The 19,783-nt window shown below is 44.0% G+C and carries 17 protein-coding genes; 16 read left to right on the plus strand and 1 reads right to left on the minus strand.

What is annotated here, in order from left to right; translation table 11 throughout:
- Window positions 1-56 precede the first annotated feature (56 nt).
- The 10 genes from OW255_RS08715 (at window position 57) to OW255_RS08760 (ending at window position 10,904) form a co-directional block, all read left to right on the plus strand.
- A complete protein-coding gene (locus tag OW255_RS08715; RefSeq protein WP_268116372.1) occupies window positions 57-701 on the plus strand; it encodes a vitamin B12 dependent-methionine synthase activation domain-containing protein in 645 nt (214 codons plus the stop codon).
- Window positions 702-727: 26 nt separating this feature from the next.
- Window positions 728-3,166 (plus strand): homocysteine S-methyltransferase family protein, encoded by a 2,439-nt coding sequence (locus OW255_RS08720; protein ID WP_268116373.1) that lies wholly within the window; start codon window positions 728-730, stop codon window positions 3,164-3,166.
- Between the two features lie 68 nt (window positions 3,167-3,234).
- Entirely contained in the window at window positions 3,235-4,326 is a 1,092-nt protein-coding gene (trpS, locus tag OW255_RS08725) for a tryptophan--tRNA ligase (RefSeq protein WP_024836299.1), read from the plus strand.
- A gap of 47 nt (window positions 4,327-4,373) precedes the next feature.
- Window positions 4,374-4,577, plus strand: a complete 204-nt coding sequence (locus tag OW255_RS21075) for an RDAC family protein (protein WP_416861722.1) — start codon at window positions 4,374-4,376, stop codon at window positions 4,575-4,577.
- Between the two features lie 217 nt (window positions 4,578-4,794).
- Complete coding sequence (gene ahpC, locus OW255_RS08730) at window positions 4,795-5,358, plus strand: alkyl hydroperoxide reductase subunit C (RefSeq protein WP_024836297.1); 564 nt, start codon at window positions 4,795-4,797, stop codon at window positions 5,356-5,358.
- 12 nt (window positions 5,359-5,370) lie between these two features.
- Complete coding sequence (locus tag OW255_RS08735; RefSeq protein WP_024836296.1) at window positions 5,371-7,008, plus strand: FAD-dependent oxidoreductase; 1,638 nt, start codon at window positions 5,371-5,373, stop codon at window positions 7,006-7,008.
- 19 nt (window positions 7,009-7,027) lie between these two features.
- Window positions 7,028-8,326, plus strand: a complete 1,299-nt coding sequence (gene eno / locus OW255_RS08740) for a phosphopyruvate hydratase (protein ID WP_024836295.1) — start codon at window positions 7,028-7,030, stop codon at window positions 8,324-8,326.
- A 155-nt stretch (window positions 8,327-8,481) separates the two neighbouring features.
- The gene (locus OW255_RS20840) at window positions 8,482-9,543 is read left to right on the plus strand and encodes a GNAT family N-acetyltransferase (RefSeq protein ID WP_313342871.1); all 1,062 of its coding nucleotides are present in this window, start codon (window positions 8,482-8,484) and stop codon (window positions 9,541-9,543) included.
- A 103-nt stretch (window positions 9,544-9,646) separates the two neighbouring features.
- On the plus strand, window positions 9,647-10,294 hold the full coding sequence (locus tag OW255_RS08755) for an MBL fold metallo-hydrolase (RefSeq protein WP_024836293.1): 648 nt from the start codon (window positions 9,647-9,649) through the stop codon (window positions 10,292-10,294).
- Between the two features lie 16 nt (window positions 10,295-10,310).
- On the plus strand, window positions 10,311-10,904 hold the full coding sequence (locus OW255_RS08760) for a 4'-phosphopantetheinyl transferase family protein (RefSeq protein WP_035317624.1): 594 nt from the start codon (window positions 10,311-10,313) through the stop codon (window positions 10,902-10,904).
- Here OW255_RS08760 and OW255_RS08765 read toward each other — a convergent pair.
- Window positions 10,882-11,781 carry a DMT family transporter gene (locus OW255_RS08765; RefSeq protein ID WP_024836291.1) on the minus strand — a complete coding sequence of 300 codons (900 nt, stop codon included), beginning with the start codon at window positions 11,779-11,781 and terminating at the stop codon, window positions 10,882-10,884. The genes OW255_RS08760 and OW255_RS08765 overlap by 23 nt on opposite strands.
- 139 nt (window positions 11,782-11,920) lie before the next feature.
- On the opposite strand from OW255_RS08765, the gene OW255_RS08770 reads away from it, so the two are divergent.
- The 6 genes from OW255_RS08770 (at window position 11,921) to OW255_RS08795 (ending at window position 19,743) form a co-directional block, all read left to right on the plus strand.
- Window positions 11,921-13,090, plus strand: coding sequence for an SAM-dependent methyltransferase (locus OW255_RS08770; RefSeq protein ID WP_024836290.1), 1,170 nt, complete (start codon window positions 11,921-11,923; stop codon window positions 13,088-13,090).
- Window positions 13,091-13,280: 190 nt separating this feature from the next.
- A complete protein-coding gene (locus OW255_RS08775) occupies window positions 13,281-14,846 on the plus strand; it encodes a metallophosphoesterase (protein WP_024836289.1) in 1,566 nt (521 codons plus the stop codon).
- The gene (locus OW255_RS08780; protein WP_024836288.1) at window positions 14,809-15,723 is read left to right on the plus strand and encodes a DMT family transporter; all 915 of its coding nucleotides are present in this window, start codon (window positions 14,809-14,811) and stop codon (window positions 15,721-15,723) included. Before OW255_RS08775 ends, OW255_RS08780 begins: the two co-directional genes overlap by 38 nt.
- A gap of 68 nt (window positions 15,724-15,791) precedes the next feature.
- Entirely contained in the window at window positions 15,792-16,646 is an 855-nt protein-coding gene (locus OW255_RS08785; RefSeq protein ID WP_024836287.1) for a MurR/RpiR family transcriptional regulator, read from the plus strand.
- Window positions 16,647-16,927: 281 nt separating this feature from the next.
- On the plus strand, window positions 16,928-17,845 hold the full coding sequence (gene pfkB, locus OW255_RS08790) for a 1-phosphofructokinase (RefSeq protein ID WP_268116374.1): 918 nt from the start codon (window positions 16,928-16,930) through the stop codon (window positions 17,843-17,845).
- Window positions 17,845-19,743, plus strand: coding sequence for a PTS fructose transporter subunit IIABC (locus OW255_RS08795; protein ID WP_024836285.1), 1,899 nt, complete (start codon window positions 17,845-17,847; stop codon window positions 19,741-19,743). Before pfkB ends, OW255_RS08795 begins: the two co-directional genes overlap by 1 nt.
- The last annotated feature ends 40 nt before the right edge of the window (window positions 19,744-19,783 follow it).

Here is a 19,783-nt window from a genome sequence, read left to right on the forward strand (position 1 = left end):
GGTGCCTGTTGCAGGACCGGACCCATTCTTTCACAGATTTATAAGGAGGAAGGCTCATGGAAATCAGCCGTAAAGAAGTTCGCAGGTACTTGGGATATGGCATACAGGATGGGGATGATGCGGTAAACGGGCTGATTGAGGAATGTATTAAGGAGCTGACGGCTGCCGCCACATGTAAGAGCGTCAGCCGCGCGTTCCCCTTAAAGCTCCTGCCTGAGGAAGAGATTGATTTTACTGTTTTTGAAACGAAAAGCAGGCATTTAAGTAAGAATTTAAAAGACTGCAGTCAGGTCATATTGTTTGCAGCTACGCTGGGGACCGGTGTGGATGTTCTTTTGCATAAATATACAAAGCTTCAGATGAGTAAGGCTGTCACCATGCAGGCGGCAGCGGCAGCTATGATCGAGGAATTTTGTGACCAGGAAAATTTAAAGCTGAAACAGGAATATGAAGCCAGAGGCCTTTATTTACGGCCAAGGTTCAGCCCCGGATACGGTGACTTTGCCTTAGAGTGCCAGAAGGATATTACAGCCGTTTTGGAAACCTCAAAGCGGGTAGGCATTATGCTGACGGACAGTCTCTTAATGACACCGTCAAAATCAGTGACAGCAATTATGGGAGTCAGCGAGAAACCATACCGGTGTGAGGTCAAGGGATGCGAGTCCTGTGGAAAGACAGATTGCGCATACCGAAGAAATTAAAGGGACAGATTTTAGTGGAGGAATATATGACAGGGATTTTAGAAGAGATCAGAAAAAGAATTGTATTTTTTGACGGAGGAACCGGAAGTCTTTTGCAGGCCAATGGTTTAAAACCGGGGGAGCTGCCAGAAACCTGGAATGTGGTACATCCGGATATTATTACAAAGCTTCACCGGGATTACCTGGAGGCTGGCGCGGATATTATAAAGACCAATACCTTTGGAGCCAATGGGCTAAAGTTTTATAAGGGAGCCGAATTCGATCTGGATGAGGTAGTACGGGCAGCACTTCATAATGCCAGACAGGCAGTTAAAACAGCCAATTATCCCGAAGGGAAAAAGCGCGGCTACATTGCCCTGGATCTAGGACCTACCGGAAAACTTTTAAAACCCCTGGGTGACCTTGATTTTGAGGACGCCTACAACATGTATTCCCAGGTGGTTAAAATCGGGGAAGAAGAGGGAGCGGACCTGGTCCTCATTGAAACCATGAGCGACAGCTATGAAACAAAAGCGGCCGTGCTGGCAGCAAAGGAAAATTCCAGCCTTCCTGTATTCGTGACCATGATTTTTGATGAGAAAGGAAAGCTTCTGACAGGCGGTAATGTAGAATCCACTGTTGCATTACTAGAAGGACTGAGAGTAGATGCCCTTGGAATCAACTGTGGATTAGGCCCCATTCAGATGAAAGACATTCTGGCGGACATTATGAAGGTGACCTCCATACCTGTCATCGTCAATCCCAATGCCGGACTTCCAAGAAGCGAAGGAGGCAAAACGGTTTACGATATTGATGCCGATGAGTTTGCCAGAGTTATGGCAGAGATCGTTTTAATGGGAGCATGCGTAATAGGAGGCTGCTGTGGCACCACCCCGGAGCATATTGAAAAAACAGTGGCATTATGTAAGGATTTCCCTGTCAGGCTTCCGGATAAAAAGGACCGCACCGTAATTTCCTCCTATGCCCAGGCAGTTGTTTTGGACCGGGAGCCGGTTATTATTGGTGAAAGAATTAATCCCACCGGGAAATCAAAATTCAAGCAGGCTCTTCGGGACCACAACCTGGAATACATTTTAAGAGAGGGTGTCTCCCAGCAGGACAATGGAGCTCATGTCCTTGATGTCAATGTAGGACTTCCGGGAATCGATGAAGCGTCTATGATGGTAGAGGTAATTAAGGAGATTCAAAGCATTATTGACCTGCCCTTACAGATTGACACTTCTGATATTGAAGCCATGGAACGGGCCATGAGAATTTATAACGGCAAACCTCTTATTAACTCCGTAAACGGCAAACAGGAAGTGATGGAAGCTATCTTTCCTCTGGTCAAACGGTATGGAGGTGTGGTTGTTGCCCTGGCCCTTGATGAAGATGGAATTCCTGAGACCGCAGACGGCAGAATTGCAGTCGCAGAAAAAATCTATCAAAAAGCCATGGAGTATGGAATCGAAAAAAAGGACATCGTCATAGATGCCCTGTGCATGACGGTCAGCTCTGACAGCAAAGGCGCCTTAACCACTTTGGAAACCTTGAGAAAGGTAAGAGACGAGCTGAATGGAAAGACGATTCTTGGAGTATCCAACATTTCCTTTGGACTTCCTCAAAGAGAGATCATCAATGCTGCATTTTTTACCATGGCTCTTCAAAATGGTTTAAACGCTGCTATTATTAATCCAAATTCAGAAGCAATGATGCGTTCTTATTTAAGCTATCTCACCCTTTCTGATTTAGATCCTCAGTGCAGCCGCTATATTCAGGTGTACAGCGGACAGGTGGCTACTCTTGGCGATACCGTAAGGCCAGGGGAAGCATCCGGAGGAGGAAGCGGTGCAGGAAAAGAGCTTTCCTTATCAGAAAGCATTGAAAAAGGTCTTAAGGACAGAGCCCATGGGGCAGTTACAGAGCTGATTAAAGACAAGGAACCTCTTGTTATCATCAATGAGGAGATGATTCCTGCCCTGGACCGGGTAGGAAAAGGATTTGAAAAGGGGACGGTGTTCCTTCCCCAGCTGTTAATGAGTGCGGAGGCAGCGAAAGCAGCCTTTGAAGTCATAAAGGAACAGCTGGCCAAAAACGGTATGGAGGAAGGGAAAAAGGGAACGGTTATCCTTGCTACGGTACGGGGAGATATCCACGATATCGGGAAGAATATCGTGAAGGTCCTTCTTGAAAATTACAGCTACGATGTCATCGATCTGGGAAAAGATGTGCCGGTAGAGCTGATCGTAAAGACAGCGGTGGAAAAACAGGTTAAGCTGGTAGGCTTAAGCGCTCTGATGACCACAACAGTTCCAAGCATGGAGGAAACCATCAGACAGCTACGGAAGGAATCCCCCCAGACAAAAGTCATGGTAGGAGGTGCTGTTTTAACGGCTGATTATGCTAAAACGATTGGCGCAGACCAGTACTGCCGGGATGCCATGGCCTCCGTAAATTATGCCGAAGGAGTATTTGAAGGAATATAAGGTGCCTCATTGACAAATACGGAATGAATGGTACAATTAAACTTGATAATACAACTGGAGGTACAAAGATGGGAAAGATTATATTAACGGGAGACCGGCCCACAGGAAAACTGCATATCGGCCACTACGTAGGTTCCTTAAGACGAAGAGTGGAGCTGCAGAATTCCGGCGAATTTGACGAGATTTATATTATGATTGCGGATGCCCAGGCATTGACGGACAATGCGGACAACCCCGAAAAGGTTCGTCAGAATATCATAGAGGTCGCGCTGGATTATCTTGCCTGCGGTCTGGACCCGAAGAAGTGTACCTTGTTCATCCAGTCCCAAATTGCGGAGCTGACTGAGCTGTCCTTTTACTATATGAACCTGGTGACTGTCTCAAGACTTCAGAGAAATCCAACGGTCAAGTCTGAGATCGCCATGAGGAATTTTGAAACCAGTATACCAGTAGGCTTCTTTACCTATCCCATCAGCCAGGCGGCTGACATTACGGCATTTAAGGCTACCACGGTTCCGGTGGGCGAGGATCAGGAGCCAATGATTGAGCAGACCAGAGAAATCGTAAGGAAATTCAACTCCGTTTATGGAGAAGCACTCATAGAGCCGGATATCCTTCTTCCTGATAACAAAGCCTGCTTAAGACTTCCAGGTACTGACGGTAAGGCGAAGATGAGCAAATCCCTGGGTAACTGTATCTATTTATCGGATACAGAAGAGGAAGTAAAGAAAAAGGTAATGAGCATGTTCACAGATCCCAATCATTTACAGGTATCTGATCCGGGTGAAGTGGAAGGAAATACGGTATTTACCTATCTTGATGCATTCTGTAAGGAAGATGATTTTGAAAAATACTTACCGGAATACAAAAATCTTGATGAATTAAAGGACCACTATAGAAGAGGCGGTCTGGGTGATGTTAAGGTCAAGAGATTTTTAAACAGCATTCTACAGGCTGAGTTAGAGCCAATCAGAAAGAGAAGGAAGGAATATGAGGCAAACATCCCTTACGTATTCCAGATTTTAAAGGAAGGTTCTAAGAAGGCAGCGGACACAGCGGCTAAAACCTTAAAAGATGTAAAAGATGCCATGAAGATCAATTATTTTGATGATCTGGAGCTGATAGAAGAACAGGCGAAAAAGTACCAGAGCCAGGAATAAGGATTATGAATATCATTTCCATAAAACAGATATTAGAATGCAATGAGATGATAAAGGAAAAGGGATTAAGCTTCCGGATACACTTACGTGATGCCTGCGGGAGGCAGTCGTGCCGTATTGAGTCCCTCCGTGAAGAGAATGGAGAAGCTGAGTTTCAGGCTCTTTATAAAAGTTTGGACGAATATTTTTCAAGGTTTCGTTTTACATTGGAATATGGAGAAGACAAATTGAATTTTTGGATTCTTTCCTGACCAGAAAAAGGGACGCCGGAAAAGCTACGGAGGAAACGGGTTCCTTTAAGCTTTTCCGGCGTTTTTGATAAAACAATAATTATTATCAATATCATTATTGAACTTTTGGAAGATGTGTGCTAATATTAATACATGAATTAGTATTGACTAACTCATAAAAAGCATAGAAATATGCCATATTAAATTAGTATAGCGATTGCGAAAGGAGACAGATGGTATGTCATTTATTGGAAAAGAAATCAGTGATTTTAAGGTTCAGAGTTTTATAAACGGAGAATTTAAGGAAGTGACTAAGAAGGATGTTCTGGGAAAATGGTCAGTATTCTTCTTCTATCCGGCAGATTTTACTTTTGTTTGTCCCACAGAGCTGGAAGAGCTTGCAGATAAATACGAAGATTTTAAGAAGATTGGTTGTGAAATTTACAGTGTATCCTGCGATACTCATTTTGTACACAAGGCATGGCACGATGTGTCAAAGACCATTAAGAAAATCAATTATCCCATGCTTGCGGATCCAACCGGAGCACTTGCAAGAGATTTTGATGTTATGATTGAAGAGTCTGGTTTGGCAGAGCGTGGAACCTTTGTGGTGAATCCAGAAGGTAAGATTGTGGCTTATGAAGTCATTGCAGGAAATGTAGGAAGAAATGCGGAAGAATTATTCCGCCGGGTACAAGCTTCCCAGTTCGTTTCTGAACATGGAGATGAGGTTTGTCCTGCAAACTGGAAACCAGGTGAGAAAACATTAAAGCCCAGCCTTGATCTAGTTGGACTCTTGTAAAGGTGGGATATTATGGATGGATTGTATGACGTAATTGTCGTCGGTGCAGGCCCAGCGGGCCTGTCCGCAGCCATCTATGCTGCCAGGGCCAGATTTAAGGTACTGGTGCTTGAAAAAGAAAAGCTTGGCGGGCAGATTACGATTACTTCTGAAATCGTTAATTATCCCGGAATCGAAAGCATTGACGGCACAACGCTGACAGATAAGATGCGCAGACAGGCGGAAAGCTTTGGCGCAGAATTTAAGATGGCCAGAGTCACTGACATTGACGTATCTGGGGATATTAAGGTGGTGAAGACAGACAAAGGCGAATTAAATGCACTTGGGGTCGTACTTGCCTTAGGTGCAAATCCCAGAATGATTGGCTTTCAGGGGGAAGAGACATACAAAGGCCGGGGAGTTGCTTACTGTGCCACCTGTGACGGAGAATTCTTTACGGGAATGGATGTGTTTGTCATCGGTGGCGGTTTTGCAGCCGCAGAAGAGGCCGTATTCTTAACCAAGTATGCAAAAAAGGTGACGATTATTGTACGGGAAGATGATTTTACCTGTGCAGAGTCAGTAGCGGATAAGGCAAGAGAGCATGAGAAGATCGAAGTCCACTACCATACGGAGATTATGCAAGCAGCAGGAGATACCTTACTTAGGAAAGCCAGGTTCCGGGATAGTAAGACCGGAGAAGAATGGCAGTATGAAGCGCCAGACGGCGGAACCTTTGGAATCTTTGTCTTTGCAGGCTATGTTCCGGATACGGAATGGATCAAAGGAAAAATCTCCTTAAATCACGATGGATATATTATTACAGATCCGGACCAGATGACAGATATTCCCGGAGTTTACGGAGCCGGTGATGTATGTGTGAAGAACTTACGTCAGGTGGTGACGGCCGTTTCTGACGGTGCAGTTGCAGCCACCTCTTTGGAAAAATATGTAGCAGACCTAAGGGAAAAGCTTGGCATTGAAAGAAAAGAGGAACCGGAAAAGGCAGAGCAGAAGGCTCATGCTGCTGTTTCGGAGAGTGAGGACGGCGAAGAATTTATTACGCCTGAGATGAAGGCCCAGTTAAAAGAATTATTTGGAAAATTTGAGCGTAAGGTAATCGTAAAGGCTTTGCTTGATAAAAGCCCTCTGGCGGCTCAGATGGAAGGTTTCTTAAAGGAGCTTTCTGATATTTCCGATCAGGTAGAATGCCTGGTCAGCTGGGAATCAGAAGATACATCACCGACTGAGACAATTCCGGCTATTTGCGTGCTGAGGGAAGATGGCAAGGAATCAGGACTTCGGTTCTATGCAATTCCAGGTGGTCATGAATTTAATTCCTTTGTCATAGGTCTTTATAATGTGGCGGGACCAGGTCAGGTACTTAGCCCGGAGGAAGCACAAAGAATCCGGGACATTAAAAAGCCTGTTGATATCAAGGTCATGATGTCTTTATCCTGTACCATGTGCCCCACCACGGTAATGTCTGCCGGAAGGATTGCGGCAGAGAATGAAATGGTTCATGCGTGGACCTATGATCTGGCTCTTTATCCGGAATTAAAAGAGCGTTATCAGATTATGAGTGTTCCCTGTATGATTATAAATCAGGAAAGAGTTGAGTTTGGGAAGAAATCCATTGAGGACCTTCTTAACATACTGGAAACCATTTAAAAGAAAAGGAGATAACATGATGAATTATCTTGAGATTGAGAAAGTAATTGGAAGAGAAATAATTGATTCCAGAGGAAATCCTACCGTAGAGGCTGAAGTACATCTGGTTGACGGCACCATAGCAAGAGGAGCTGCACCAAGTGGAGCATCTACCGGTGAATTTGAAGCATTAGAGCTTCGTGACGGGGACAAAGCCCGCTTTGGAGGAAAAGGTGTCTTAAATGCGGTCCATAACATCAATACAGTCATTCATTATGCTCTTGTAGGGATGGATGCCTCTGATATCTATGCCATTGATAAGGCTATGATTACCGCAGATGGGACAAAGGATAAATCAAGACTTGGTGCTAACGCTATTTTAGCTGTATCCATCGCTTGTGCCAGAGCAGCGGCTATCAGCTTAGGTGTTCCGTTATACCGCTTCTTAGGCGGCATCACAGGAAATCGTCTTCCTGTACCTATGATGAATATCTTAAATGGAGGAGCTCATGCAGCCAACACCGTTGATGTTCAGGAATTCATGATTATGCCAACAGGAGCTGCTGACTTTAAAGAAGGCCTTCGCTGGTGTACCGAAGTATTCCACTGTCTTGCCTCTATCTTAAAATCAAAAGGCCTTGCTACCTCCGTAGGTGATGAGGGTGGTTTTGCTCCTGACCTTGAGAGTGATGATGCAGCCATTGAGCTTATCTTAGAAGCAATCAGAAAAGCTGGCTTTGAACCGGGCCGCGATTTTGTCCTGGCTATGGACGCTGCTTCCAGCGAATGGAAGGGCGAGAAGAAGGGAGAATATATCCTTCCAAAATGCAAAAAGCACTTTACATCTGAGGAATTGATTGGTCACTGGAAGAACTTATGTGACAAGTATCCCATCTATTCCATTGAAGATGCTCTTGATGAAGATGACTGGGAAGGCTGGAAGCTTCTTACCAAGGAGCTTGGAGACAGAATCCAGCTGGTTGGAGACGATTTATTTGTAACCAACACCGAGCGTCTGAAAAAGGGAATTAACGAAGGCTGCGGAAATTCTATCTTAATTAAGTTAAATCAGATCGGATCTGTATCAGAGACACTGGAAGCGATTAAGATGGCTCACAGCGCTGGCTATACTGCCATTGCTTCTCACCGTTCCGGCGAGACAGAGGATACTACAATTGCGGATCTTGCAGTTGCTCTTAACACCTGTCAGATAAAAACAGGTGCACCAAGCAGAAGTGAGCGTGTAGCAAAATACAATCAGCTTATCCGCATCGAAGAGGAATTAGGAGAGGGCGCTGTATATCCAGGTATGGATGCGTTCCACATCAAGCGTTCTTAATCATAAACACATGCCTGTCAGGTCTTTAGATCTGGCAGGTTTTTTTGCTTTGTGGAATAGGCAGGTTTGGCCATCACCTCCTGTTTGAGAAAAAGAATTGATGAAACTGCGGAAAAATGGTATGCTTTAGGAAACGTATGATACAGGAGAAGACTATGGAATACAGAGAGTTAAAAGAATCCGAGTTAAATAAAGAGCTCTTTTGTCAGTTTAACCGCTATCAGGAAGTAAAGGAATGTATGAGAAAGATAAATGGAATCTGGTCAGCAGTAAAGAATCCATTTACAGAGCAGTGGAAGGACGAGGATTACGATGTGCTGATCCGTTGTCTTAAAATCACCATTCATACAGGAGGCGTTGTGTTTGGAGCCTTTCACCATGGAGAGCTAAAGGGGTTCGCTTCCGTGGAGGGGGTACCCATTGGAAAGCATAAGAATTATCTTGATTTATCCAACATTCACGTATCCTTTGATGTGCGGGGAAAGCGGACAGGCCGCCGTCTGTTTCATATGGCCTCTGAGTGGGCCAGGCTTAAGGGTGCGGAAAAGCTTTACATCTCTGCCCACTCCTCTGTAGAGACTCAGGCGTTTTACAGGGCTATGGGCTGTGTAGAGGCAAAGGAATACGATGAGGATCACGTAACAAGAGAGCCTTATGACTGTCAGCTGGAATATGTTCTGGAACGAAAGGTCGTACTTTACATAGGAATCAGTCTGGATGGCTATATTGCCGATGCCGATGGTAAGGTGGATTGGCTTTTGGGACAGGATGAAACTTACACCGGAGATTATGGGTATGGAGCTTTCGAAAAACAGGTGGATGCCGTTTTAATGGGTTACCGTACGTATCACCAGGTGGTTTCAGAGCTGTCACCTGATGAATGGGTGTATCCAGACAAAAAAACTTATGTAATAACCCATAAGGAGCTTGAGGATAAGGAAGGAATTTATTTTACAAAAGAACCGTTGGAGCCTCTGGTTGGAAGGTTAAAAAAGGAGTGCAAAAAAGGAATCTGGGTATGTGGAGGTGCTGATCTAATCAGACAGCTGATGGAAAAGAACCTGATTGATGAATACCATTTGACCATTATGCCCGTTCTTCTTGGAAAGGGAATTCCCCTGTTTCAGGGAGGAGAAAAGGAGCAGCTTTTAAAACTTGTCTCCCTTCAGTCAGAAAATGGAGTCATTGATTGTATTTACCGGAAAAGATCCCTTTAAAGGTGGAATAAGCAAGGCTTCCCTTCAATACAATGAATAATAGCAGAGTGCCGCTTGGGGCGGGGGTATGTGAGATAAGAGGTATTGGAGAGAGGAAAAAGAGATGGCAGTAATTGAACAAATCAGATGCGGCTGTGTGAACAGCTATCTGATCGAAAACCAGGGAAGAGCCATCCTGGTGGATACAGGGAGGATGGGGGCAGAGAAAAAGATACTGGACATGTGCCAAAAGACAAAGGTGGAGCTGATCCTCCTGACTCATGGACATTTTGATCATGTGCAAAATACGGCATATCTGGCGGATGTTCTAAAGGTGCCGGTAGCAATGCATCAGGCAGATATTCCCCTGTTAAAGGATAACCGTAAGGTTCCCATTTACCATCAGGGGCTTTTAGCGATGCTTGTGGCTGAGGTGGCGGAAAAAAACTCGGAAAAGAACCGGATTCCGGAATTTGTTCCGGATATTTACCTTCATGATGGAGATCCCCTTCATGAATATGGAATTGATGCTAAGGTCATGGAACTTCCCGGACATACCAGTGGCTCCATTGGACTTGATATCGAAGAGCAGCATTTTATTGCCGGGGATGCCGTGATGAATCTTTTCTATCCAGGCTTGTCCATGATTTATCAGGATAGAGAATTAATGGTAGAGAGTGCACAGAAAATCAGCGCTCTGGGTAAGAGAAAAATATATTTTGGTCATGGTAATCCGGTGGAAAACCGGGAATGGAGCAGGACCGGAATTTAAATGAGGATAAAAGAGAATGATAGAAATCTACCTGTCGGAAAATGAAATACCAGAAGGTGTGAAAAAGCATGAATGGGAGCACCAGCTGGGGAGGAAACTTCTGATTTTGGGATTAAAGGAATTGTACGGAATAGAGGAACATGAACTGACTGACCTCCAGGTTACAACTGGAATTCACGGAAAGCCGTGCTTAAAGGATTTCCCTCAGATTCACTATAACATCAGCCATACCGATGGTATGGTCATCTGCGGTTTTTCCGACAGGGAGATCGGAGTGGATGTGGAACGAATGCGTCCTTATGGAGATGGAATTCTTAGAAAGGTGTTGTCAGAATCAGAGAACCGCTTTATTTCAGGACTGCCCCAAAAGGAGCGTGAGGAGTACTTTTTTAAGATATGGACTTTAAAAGAAAGCTATGGGAAGGCAGTTGGATGCGGTATCGCCATGCCTCTATCCCAAATTTCTTTTACCCTGACGGAAAAAGAAAATCCCCTTTGTTCTGTTCCTGGCTATTCCTTTTACCAGAAACGTCTCTCAGGGGGATATATTTTTTCTGCATGCAGGGAAGGAGACGAAACATTCCAGGTTACGTTTCAGCCTGTTTTTTAATTTTGCTCTCCGAGAGCATGAGCCCTGCCAGTGTCAGAAGGATTCCAAAGAAGGATTGCAAAGAAAGGGTCTCCTTTAGAAAAATCATGGAAGTAATAACGGTGATCACTGGTACTGCATAGATGTAAATGCTGGTTTTAACAGTACCCAGGACTTTAACACCGAAGTTCCAGGTGGCAAAGCACAGGGCGGAAGCACCCAGACCTAAAAACAGAATATTTAACAGGTTAGCAACATTGCTAAACCGGTGAAGCTCAAGTCGAATGGGAAGAACAGTCAACACTGGGATCATGAACAACAGGCCGTAGAAAAAGATACGTCTTGTTGTTTCCACGGTTCCGTGACCGTACTCCCCTATTTTTTTTGTGAATACAGAATATGCTGCCCAGGTAATGGCTGCAAACAGGGCAAGTAAGTCTCCTTTTGGATTTAACTCCAGCGTACTGTTTCCCTGAAAGCTGATCAGTCCGATTCCCACGATGGCCGTAATAAATCCAGCCATAAAACGGATTCCCGGTCTTTTTCCCTTTAAAAAGAACCAGTCAAATAAAGCGGTGATAAATGGGGCGGCTGCAATAATCGTGCTGACATTAGAAGTCAGGGTCATGGTCAGCGCAAAATTTTCCATCAGAAAATATAAGGTAACTCCGCATATGCCTGCACAGGCAAAGAGACTCTCTTCCTTTAAGCTTTTGGTCTTCATAAAATGGGGATAGGCGAGCCAAAGAGCGGCATAACCGATAATGAAACGAAAAACAAGGATTTCAAGAGGGGTAAATGACCGAAGCAGAACTTTGGTGGAAATAAAGGTGGTTCCCCATACAAAGATAGAGAAAGCGGAGGCGAGGTGCCCGTATAGATGATTTTGTTTGTTCATGATGTATGTACTCCTGTTAAAACGATAAATTAATGGATGGCTGTACTGATTTTATCACAGAAAATCTAAAATGTCTTATAAAACAGCTAAATTATGGCAAAAATCCTGGTATGACGAAATACGAACAGGAGGAAAAGCCATGAAACTTATGACAGACAATTTTATAATATCCTTTCTTCAGAAATTTGATGATCACCCCTTTGATGTAATCATCAATGGGAAAACACATCACATCGGAGAAGGAAATCCAACATTTCTGGTGAATCTAAAAGAAGACATCGGAAGTCAGGAGCTTATAACAAGCACGTCTCTTGCCTTAGGAGAAGCATATATGAAAGGGAATCTGGAGATAGAGGGAGATTTGTTTCAGGCTCTGGATCATTTTCTTGGTCAGATGGGAAAGTTTTCTGCAGACCATTCAAAGCTTAAGAAACTTATTTTCTCTTCTCAGTCCAGAAAGAATCAGGAGAAGGAAGTAACCTCACACTACGATATCGGCAATGACTTTTACAGTCTCTGGCTTGACGATACCATGAGCTACTCCTGTGGATACTTTAAAACAGATGAAGACAGCTTATACGAAGCCCAGTGTAATAAGGTGGAACGGATTTTACAAAAGCTATGTCTGAAAAAAGATATGACCCTTCTTGACATAGGCTGTGGCTGGGGCTATTTACTCATACGGGCTGCTAAGGAGTATGGAGTGACCGGTGTGGGAATTACTCTCAGCAAAGAGCAGAAAAAGAAATTTGATGAGCGGATTGAGGCAGAGGGTTTGGTTGGAAAGGTATCAGCGGAACTAATGGATTACCGGGATCTGGAAAAGTGGGGCAGGACCTTTGACCGGGTAGTCAGTGTTGGAATGGTGGAGCATGTGGGCAGAGAGCATTATGAGCTGTTTATTAAAAATGCAGAAGCAGCCTTAAAACCGGGCGGTCTGTTCCTGCTGCATTATATCAGTGCTTTAAAGGAATATCCGGGAGACCCGTGGATGAAGAAATATATTTTTCCAGGAGGCATGGTTCCAAGTCTGAGAGAGATGATTCATATCTTAAGTGACCATCAGTTTTATACTCTGGACGTAGAAAGTCTTCGCAGGCACTATTATAAGACCCTGCGCTGCTGGGATATGAATTTTAATGAACACAGGCAGGAGATCCAGGAAAAGATGGGAAATGAATTTGTCCGGATGTGGGATCTTTATCTTAATGGCTGTGCTGCCACCTTTCATAACGGAATCATTGACCTCCACCAGATTCTTGTTTCTAAGGGTGTGAATAATGAGATTCCAATGACTCGGTGGTATTAAAGGTGTGGAATATGATTTGTAAATAAGGTTTCATAAAGAAGGTGTTGTACTCATGGCCGTTTAAAGCTATGGGTGCAGCACCTTTCCCGTTTGATGGGTTTCTTTTGCAATTCTTTAGTTGCCCTATTCTTCAATGCGTGATATGATTCCTTAGGAAATATGGAAAAGAAAAGGATTATCAAGAAATAAAATGAATAAACGAAAGAAAAACAGCCTTCTGGTTTTGATTTATTCGGTGATGCTTTTCGTATGTTTTGGAATCGTTACCATAATTGGCAGACTAAGTGCGCCATCTCCTGATAAAGTCCAGACTTCTGAACCCGTGACAATGGAAGTGACGGAAGGCGAAACGAAGGAAAGCGAAACAGAACCTTCTCTGCCGGATTTGGAATCTCAGACCACACAGGAAGAAATGAAAGAAAGCATGGCGGAATCAAAAGCAGAGATTCCAGCTGACCAAACAACAGAAACAGAGGAAGTATACAAGCCTCCTTCCATTGTAATTGCAACGGATGTGCATTACTATTCCCCGGATCTTACAGATTACGGCCAGGCGTTTTGGACCATGGCAAAAGGGGATGATGGCAAGGTAGTTCAATATATACCAGAACTTATGGATTCCTTTACCAGGGACATGGAAGAACTGAAGCCGTCTGCAGTAGTCTTAAGCGGAGATCTTACCCTAAACGGGGAGAAGAGAGGGCATGAGGCACTGGCTAAGAAGCTGGAAGTTCTAGAGGAAAAAGGCGTTAAGGTCTTAGTCATACCTGGAAATCATGATATTAATAATTATAATTCAGCATCCTATATGGGAAAAGAAAGAGAACCTTCAGACATTGTAACTCCAGAGGATTTTTACCGTATATATAGAAGCTTCGGTTATGATCAGGCAATCAGCCAGGATGAGGCTTCCTTTAGCTACGTATATGAGCTGGATGAGTACAACTGGCTCCTCATGCTGGATTCTGCCCAGTATGAGCCTGAGAATAAGGTGGGAGGACGGATCAGAGAGAAGACTCTGGCCTGGATGAAGACCCAGCTTTTAGAGGCAAAGAAGCGTTCGGTCAACGTAATTACCATCGCCCATCATAATCTTTTAAAGGAAAGCATCCGCTATCCGGTGGATTGTACCCTGGAAAACAGCGAGGAAGTCATACAGCTTTTAGAGTCTTACCGGGTGCCTTTATACATAAGCGGCCATCTGCACTTACAAAGGACGAAAACCCATAAGCCAAGGCCCGGCGCCCCTATAGAAGGATATCATATCAGTGAGGTGGTGGCAGATTCCCTGGCCATTTCCCCTTTTCAATATGGAGTCTTAAAATGGACGGATAACAACGGACTTTTCTATACCTCAAAAGAGCTTGATGTAGGAAAGTGGGCCAAAGACCAGCAGGTAACCGATGATAATCTGCTCAAATTCAGGGAATATGGAGCTGATTTCTTAATGGAGGTTGTCAGCAGCCAGGTCTATGAAAAGCTTAAAAATCTGCCCGAAGAGCAGAGAAATAAGATGGCAGGGCTCTATTCAGATATTAACCGGGCGTACTGCGCTGGAATACCGGTGGATGCCGCCTGGGTCAAGTCGGAAGAGGCTTACCGACTATGGGAGCGAAATTTACCAGACAGCAGGCTTTTTGCTGAAATGAATGAAATGATACGAGATACGGGACACGATTATAATACCTGGGAATGTGTCCTGGAATATGGGAGGAGAAATGACGGAATTGGAAATGACAGCAGTCCCCAATCTTAAAAAAGGCTGTATTTTAACCTTGTTCGGAGGAATTTTGTGGGGACTTTCAGGAACTTGTGGGCAGTATCTGATGCAGAGCAAAGGGCTTACCTCTGATTGGCTGATTCCCATACGCCTTCTATTGGCAGGAATGATTCTTCTGACCATATGCTTTATTAAGGATGGGAAGAAGGTATTTCAGATTTTTAAGAATCCAAAGGATGGGCTGGATGTTTTGATTTTCGGCATGTTTGGAATGTCCATGTGCCAATATACTTATTTTACAGCAATTAGCCAGTCAAACGCTGGGACAGCCACTGTGCTTCAATACATAGGCCCTGTTTTAATCGTCATTTATGTTTCCTTAAAGACGGGGAAAAGGCCGGATAAAATCGAAGTGTTTGCTGTTGGGCTTGCAATTGTGGGAACTGTATTGCTGGCTACTCATGGGAAGTTAAACAGCCTCGCCATATCCAATAAGGCATTGTTCTGGGGACTTTGTTCGGCAGTGGCTTTGGCAGTCTATACCGTACAGCCAGGAGCCATATTAACAAAATATGGCTCCATGATTGTGACCGGCTGGGGAATGCTCATTGGCGGAATTATCCTTTGTCTGTTTTTTAGACCCTGGACCTTGGCAGTCACCGTGGACGGAGGGGTAATCGGAGGACTTACCTATATCATCCTGTTTGGTACCATTGTTGCATTTGTGGCCTATTTGGAAGGGGTCAAATGGGTGGGACCAAAGAGGGGGAGCTTGTTTGCTTCCGTGGAGCCTGTGTCTGCTACGCTGTTTTCTGCCCTTCTTTTAAAGGTGGGATTTGGTCTCATGGATCTTCTTGGTTTTGCATGTATTATTTCCACCATCTTTTTACTTACCCTTGGGAAAAGAAGATAACCTCTTTACATTTTATTTCATATCATGATATAATTGTGAAATAATGTTACATGAGAGGCAGGTTGCATATGCAGGAAAATATCAGCGTGTCAGGAGTACTCTGTTCGTCTTATGATTCCTTTTTTGAAGCGGAGAAAAAGATCGCAGACTATATTCTGGCTCATAAAAGTGAAATGATCGATATGACGGTAGCGGAACTGGCTCTGGCAAGCGGAACCAGCGATGCAACCGTATCCAGATTCTGCAGAAGATGTGGTTTTAACGGTTTTCACCATTTAAAAATCAATCTGGCAAAAGAGATTGCTGAGGAGAGAGGAAATTCCACCCAGGTTTCCAATGAAATAAACAGAGAGAACCTTTCTCAGTCTCTACAGAATATATTGGCAAACAAGGTGGCAGAGCTGACTCAGACCATTACCATGATGGATACAGAGGAGCTGGACCAGATTTTAAAGATCATCGAGCATGCAAGAACAGTCCAGCTGGTAGCGGTAGGCAACACCATACCCGTAGCCATGGACGGATCATTTAAATTTAATCAGCTTGGTATCCGAGCGGTATCAGGCACCATCTGGGAGACTCAGATGGCTTTTACCTGTAATTTAACGAAAGAGGATGCGGTGATCATCATCTCTAATTCTGGTTTTTCCAAGCGTCTTATGACCCTGGCCGCGGTGGCAAAGGAGAATCATACGCCAATCATTGCGATTACGAACAATCCGTCATCGCCTTTGGGACAGGCCAGCCAGTATCATATCACGACGGCCACCAGAGAAAAGCTTTTGCTGGGTGAATTCTGTTTTTCCAGAGTTTCGGCAACTACAGTGATGGAGATTTTGTATTTATTCCTGTCAGTGAGCATGAAAGATTCTCATGACCACATCAGACGTCATGAGATTGCCATATCAGACGATAAAAAATAAAGAAGTAACTATAACTAAGAAACGAAGGGATGCATGCATGTCATGTATCCCTTCGTTTCTTAGTTTATTTTATAAGTATGTTCCAAACTGGATAAAAACAGGTAAATACGCACAAAATAAATCAGTGTTACCTTCGACTGGTTGTAGAAAATTGTGCAAAGCGCCGAAAAGATTCAAGAAATATTATTTCTCATGGAATTATATTGACGAAACAAAACAATCGTATTATATTATTAGTGAGGGATGAAATAAAATTTTACGCATAAAAGGAGAGGTGAAATATGATTTACACAGTTACGTTTAATCCTGCTTTGGATTATGTGGTAAAAGCTGATCACTTCACCCTGGGAACTGTTAACAGAGCTGATTGGGAAGGCATCTATTGCGGGGGAAAAGGACTGAATGTATCTACAGTTCTGGCAGCATTAGGTTTTGGAAGTACTGCCCTTGGCTTTGTTGCAGGATTTACCGGCCATGAGATTTTAAAAAGAGTCATGAATATGGGATTTCGGTCGGATTTTATCCAGGTGGAAAAAGGCATGTCAAGAATCAATGTTAAGATAAAATCAAGTGAAGAGACTGAGTTAAATGGAATGGGCCCTGAAATAACGGGTGAGGATATAAAACTTCTGTTTGATAAGCTGGACTGCCTGACAGAGGGAGATGTCCTGGTATTATCCGGAAGCATTCCAAAGACCATTGATGATGATATTTATGAGCGGATTATGGCCCGGTTAAAAGACAGGGGTATCCGCATTGCAGTAGATGCAACAAAGGATCTGCTGATTAACGTTCTTCCTTACCAGCCATTTTTAATTAAGCCCAATAACCATGAATTGGGTGAGATGTTCCATGTGACTCTAAGTAGTAAAGAGGAGATCATCGAATACGGAAAAAGGCTTCAGGAAATGGGAGCACAGAATGTTCTCATATCCATGGCTGGTGATGGTGCAATTTTAATCACAGCAGATCATGAAGTTTACCAGATGGGCGTTCCAAAGGGAATTGTAAAAAATTCCGTAGGAGCAGGAGATTCCATGGTAGCAGGTTTTCTTGCAGGATATTTAGAAAACGGCAGTTATGAACATGCCCTTAGGCTCGGCAGTGCAGCAGGAAGCGCCACCGCTTTTTCCGAAGGCCTTGCCACCAGGGATGAGATAATGATACTGTATGATGAATTGTCAAAGGAGGGGTTTTGATGAAGATCACAGAGTTACTAAAAAAAGAAAGTGTAGAGCTTGATGTTAAGGTCTCAGGAAAAGAAGCAGCCATTGACCGGTTGGTAGACTTGATGGGACGGGGCGGCAGACTGCTTGATAAGGCCGCTTACAAAGAAGAAATATTAAAGAGAGAAGCACATGGAAGCACAGCTGTAGGCGAGGGAATTGCCATTCCTCACGGAAAGACGAAAGCCGTAAAGGAAGCAGGCCTTGCAGCGATAGTAGTGCCTGAGGGTGTGGATTATGAGGCGTTTGACGGAGCTCCTGTTAAGCTGATATTTATGATTGCCGCACCGGAGGGCGGAGCTGATTTACATTTAGAGGCGTTATCAAAGCTGTCCACTCTTCTTATGGACCCTGATTTCAGAGAAGGTCTGATGAATGCAACCTCAAAAGAAGAATTTTTAAAGGTAATCGATGACAAAGAGTCTGCAGGGAACCAGAAAAAAGAGACGAAGGAAGCCAAAGGTTATCGTGTCCTGGCGGTTACTGCATGTCCCACAGGAATTGCTCATACCTTTATGGCAGCGGAAAATCTGGAACAGAGCGGAAAGAAGCTGGGAATCGCTTTAAAGGCAGAGACCAATGGAGCCGAAGGAATCGGCAATGCGTTGACCAGAGAAGAAATTGAGGCCGCCGAGGGAATTATTATTGCCGCAGATAAAAATGTAGATATGGCCCGTTTTGATGGAAAGCGTGTGGTCATGGCTACGGTTTCAGAAGGCATTCAAAAAGGCGAGGAACTGATTAAACGGGCAGTCAATAAGGAAACTCCGGTTTATCATTATTCCGGTTCTTCTTCCGGGGAAAGCAGCGAAAGCGGAAGTGTGGGTCATTCCATCTACAAGCATTTAATGAATGGTGTTTCTCACATGCTTCCCTTTGTTATCGGTGGTGGTATTTTAATTGCACTGGCATTCCTGTTTGATGATTATTCCATTGATCCTTCAAACTTTGGTAAAAATACACCCTTTGCAGCTTATATAAAGACCATTGGTGAGCAGGCCTTTGGTATGATGCTTCCTGTGTTAGCCGGATACATTGCAATGAGTATTGCAGACCGTCCCGGATTAGCTGTAGGTTTCGTAGCCGGACTCATTGCAAAGATGGGATCTACCTTTGCAAATCCTGCTGGAGGCGGAGTGAACTCTGGATTCTTAGGAGCTTTGTTAGCTGGTTTTATTGGCGGTTATATCGTGCTTCTGCTTAAGAAAGCTTTCAGCAAGCTTCCAAAATCCTTAGAGGGCATTAAGCCGGTGCTTTTATACCCATTAATCGGTATTCTCCTGGCGGCCGTGGCAACTACCTTTATTAATCCATTTGTAGGAGCTATCAATGATGGAATTACCAGTTTGCTAAACAGCATGGGTGGCACCAGTAAAATTGTATTAGGAGCCGTTGTAGGCGGTATGATGTCAGTGGATATGGGCGGTCCTGTTAACAAGGCTGCATACGTATTTGGTACGGCTCAGCTTGCAGAAGGAAATTTTGATATCATGGCAGCAGTTATGGCAGGCGGTATGGTTCCTCCAATTGCCATTGCCCTTTGCACCACCTTCTTTAAGAAGAAATTTACCGATAAGGAACGTCAGTCCGGTCTGGTGAATTATATTATGGGACTTTCCTTTATTTCCGAAGGTGCCATTCCATTTGCAGCCGCTGACCCAATCCGTGTCATTCCTTCCTGTATGATAGGTTCTGCAGTGGCAGGCGCATTATCCATGGCATTTCAGTGTACCTTAAGAGCACCACATGGCGGTATTTTTGTACTTCCTACCATTGGTAACCCATTTGGGTATCTTGCAGCCATTGTGATTGGTTCTGTGGCTGGCTGTGGAGTCCTGGCTTTATTAAAGAAGAATCTGGACAGAGAATAAAGATACAAGCAGAATGATTTATATATCATGAAAAAACGCC

The organism is Lacrimispora xylanolytica (assembly GCF_026723765.1).
Lineage (GTDB): Bacteria > Bacillota > Clostridia > Lachnospirales > Lachnospiraceae > Lacrimispora > Lacrimispora xylanolytica.

Excerpts from the sequence above, each read along its gene's own strand:
- ahpC (WP_024836297.1), top strand. The coding sequence starts at position 4,795 with ATGTCATTTATTGGAAAAGAAATCAGTGATTTTAAGGTTCAGAGTTTT.
- pfkB (WP_268116374.1), top strand. The coding sequence starts at position 16,928 with ATGATTTACACAGTTACGTTTAATCCTGCTTTGGATTATGTGGTAAAA.
- OW255_RS08780 (WP_024836288.1), top strand. The coding sequence starts at position 14,809 with ATGACGGAATTGGAAATGACAGCAGTCCCCAATCTTAAAAAAGGCTGT.
- OW255_RS08715 (WP_268116372.1), top strand. The coding sequence starts at position 57 with ATGGAAATCAGCCGTAAAGAAGTTCGCAGGTACTTGGGATATGGCATA.
- OW255_RS08755 (WP_024836293.1), top strand. The coding sequence starts at position 9,647 with ATGGCAGTAATTGAACAAATCAGATGCGGCTGTGTGAACAGCTATCTG.
- OW255_RS08785 (WP_024836287.1), top strand. The coding sequence starts at position 15,792 with ATGCAGGAAAATATCAGCGTGTCAGGAGTACTCTGTTCGTCTTATGAT.
- OW255_RS20840 (WP_313342871.1), top strand. The coding sequence starts at position 8,482 with ATGGAATACAGAGAGTTAAAAGAATCCGAGTTAAATAAAGAGCTCTTT.
- OW255_RS08720 (WP_268116373.1), top strand. The coding sequence starts at position 728 with ATGACAGGGATTTTAGAAGAGATCAGAAAAAGAATTGTATTTTTTGAC.
- OW255_RS08775 (WP_024836289.1), top strand. The coding sequence starts at position 13,281 with ATGAATAAACGAAAGAAAAACAGCCTTCTGGTTTTGATTTATTCGGTG.
- OW255_RS08795 (WP_024836285.1), top strand. The coding sequence starts at position 17,845 with ATGAAGATCACAGAGTTACTAAAAAAAGAAAGTGTAGAGCTTGATGTT.
- OW255_RS21075 (WP_416861722.1), top strand. The coding sequence starts at position 4,374 with ATGATAAAGGAAAAGGGATTAAGCTTCCGGATACACTTACGTGATGCC.
- OW255_RS08765 (WP_024836291.1), bottom strand. The coding sequence starts at position 11,781 with ATGAACAAACAAAATCATCTATACGGGCACCTCGCCTCCGCTTTCTCT.
- OW255_RS08760 (WP_035317624.1), top strand. The coding sequence starts at position 10,311 with ATGATAGAAATCTACCTGTCGGAAAATGAAATACCAGAAGGTGTGAAA.
- trpS (WP_024836299.1), top strand. The coding sequence starts at position 3,235 with ATGGGAAAGATTATATTAACGGGAGACCGGCCCACAGGAAAACTGCAT.
- OW255_RS08770 (WP_024836290.1), top strand. The coding sequence starts at position 11,921 with ATGAAACTTATGACAGACAATTTTATAATATCCTTTCTTCAGAAATTT.
- OW255_RS08735 (WP_024836296.1), top strand. The coding sequence starts at position 5,371 with ATGGATGGATTGTATGACGTAATTGTCGTCGGTGCAGGCCCAGCGGGC.
- eno (WP_024836295.1), top strand. The coding sequence starts at position 7,028 with ATGAATTATCTTGAGATTGAGAAAGTAATTGGAAGAGAAATAATTGAT.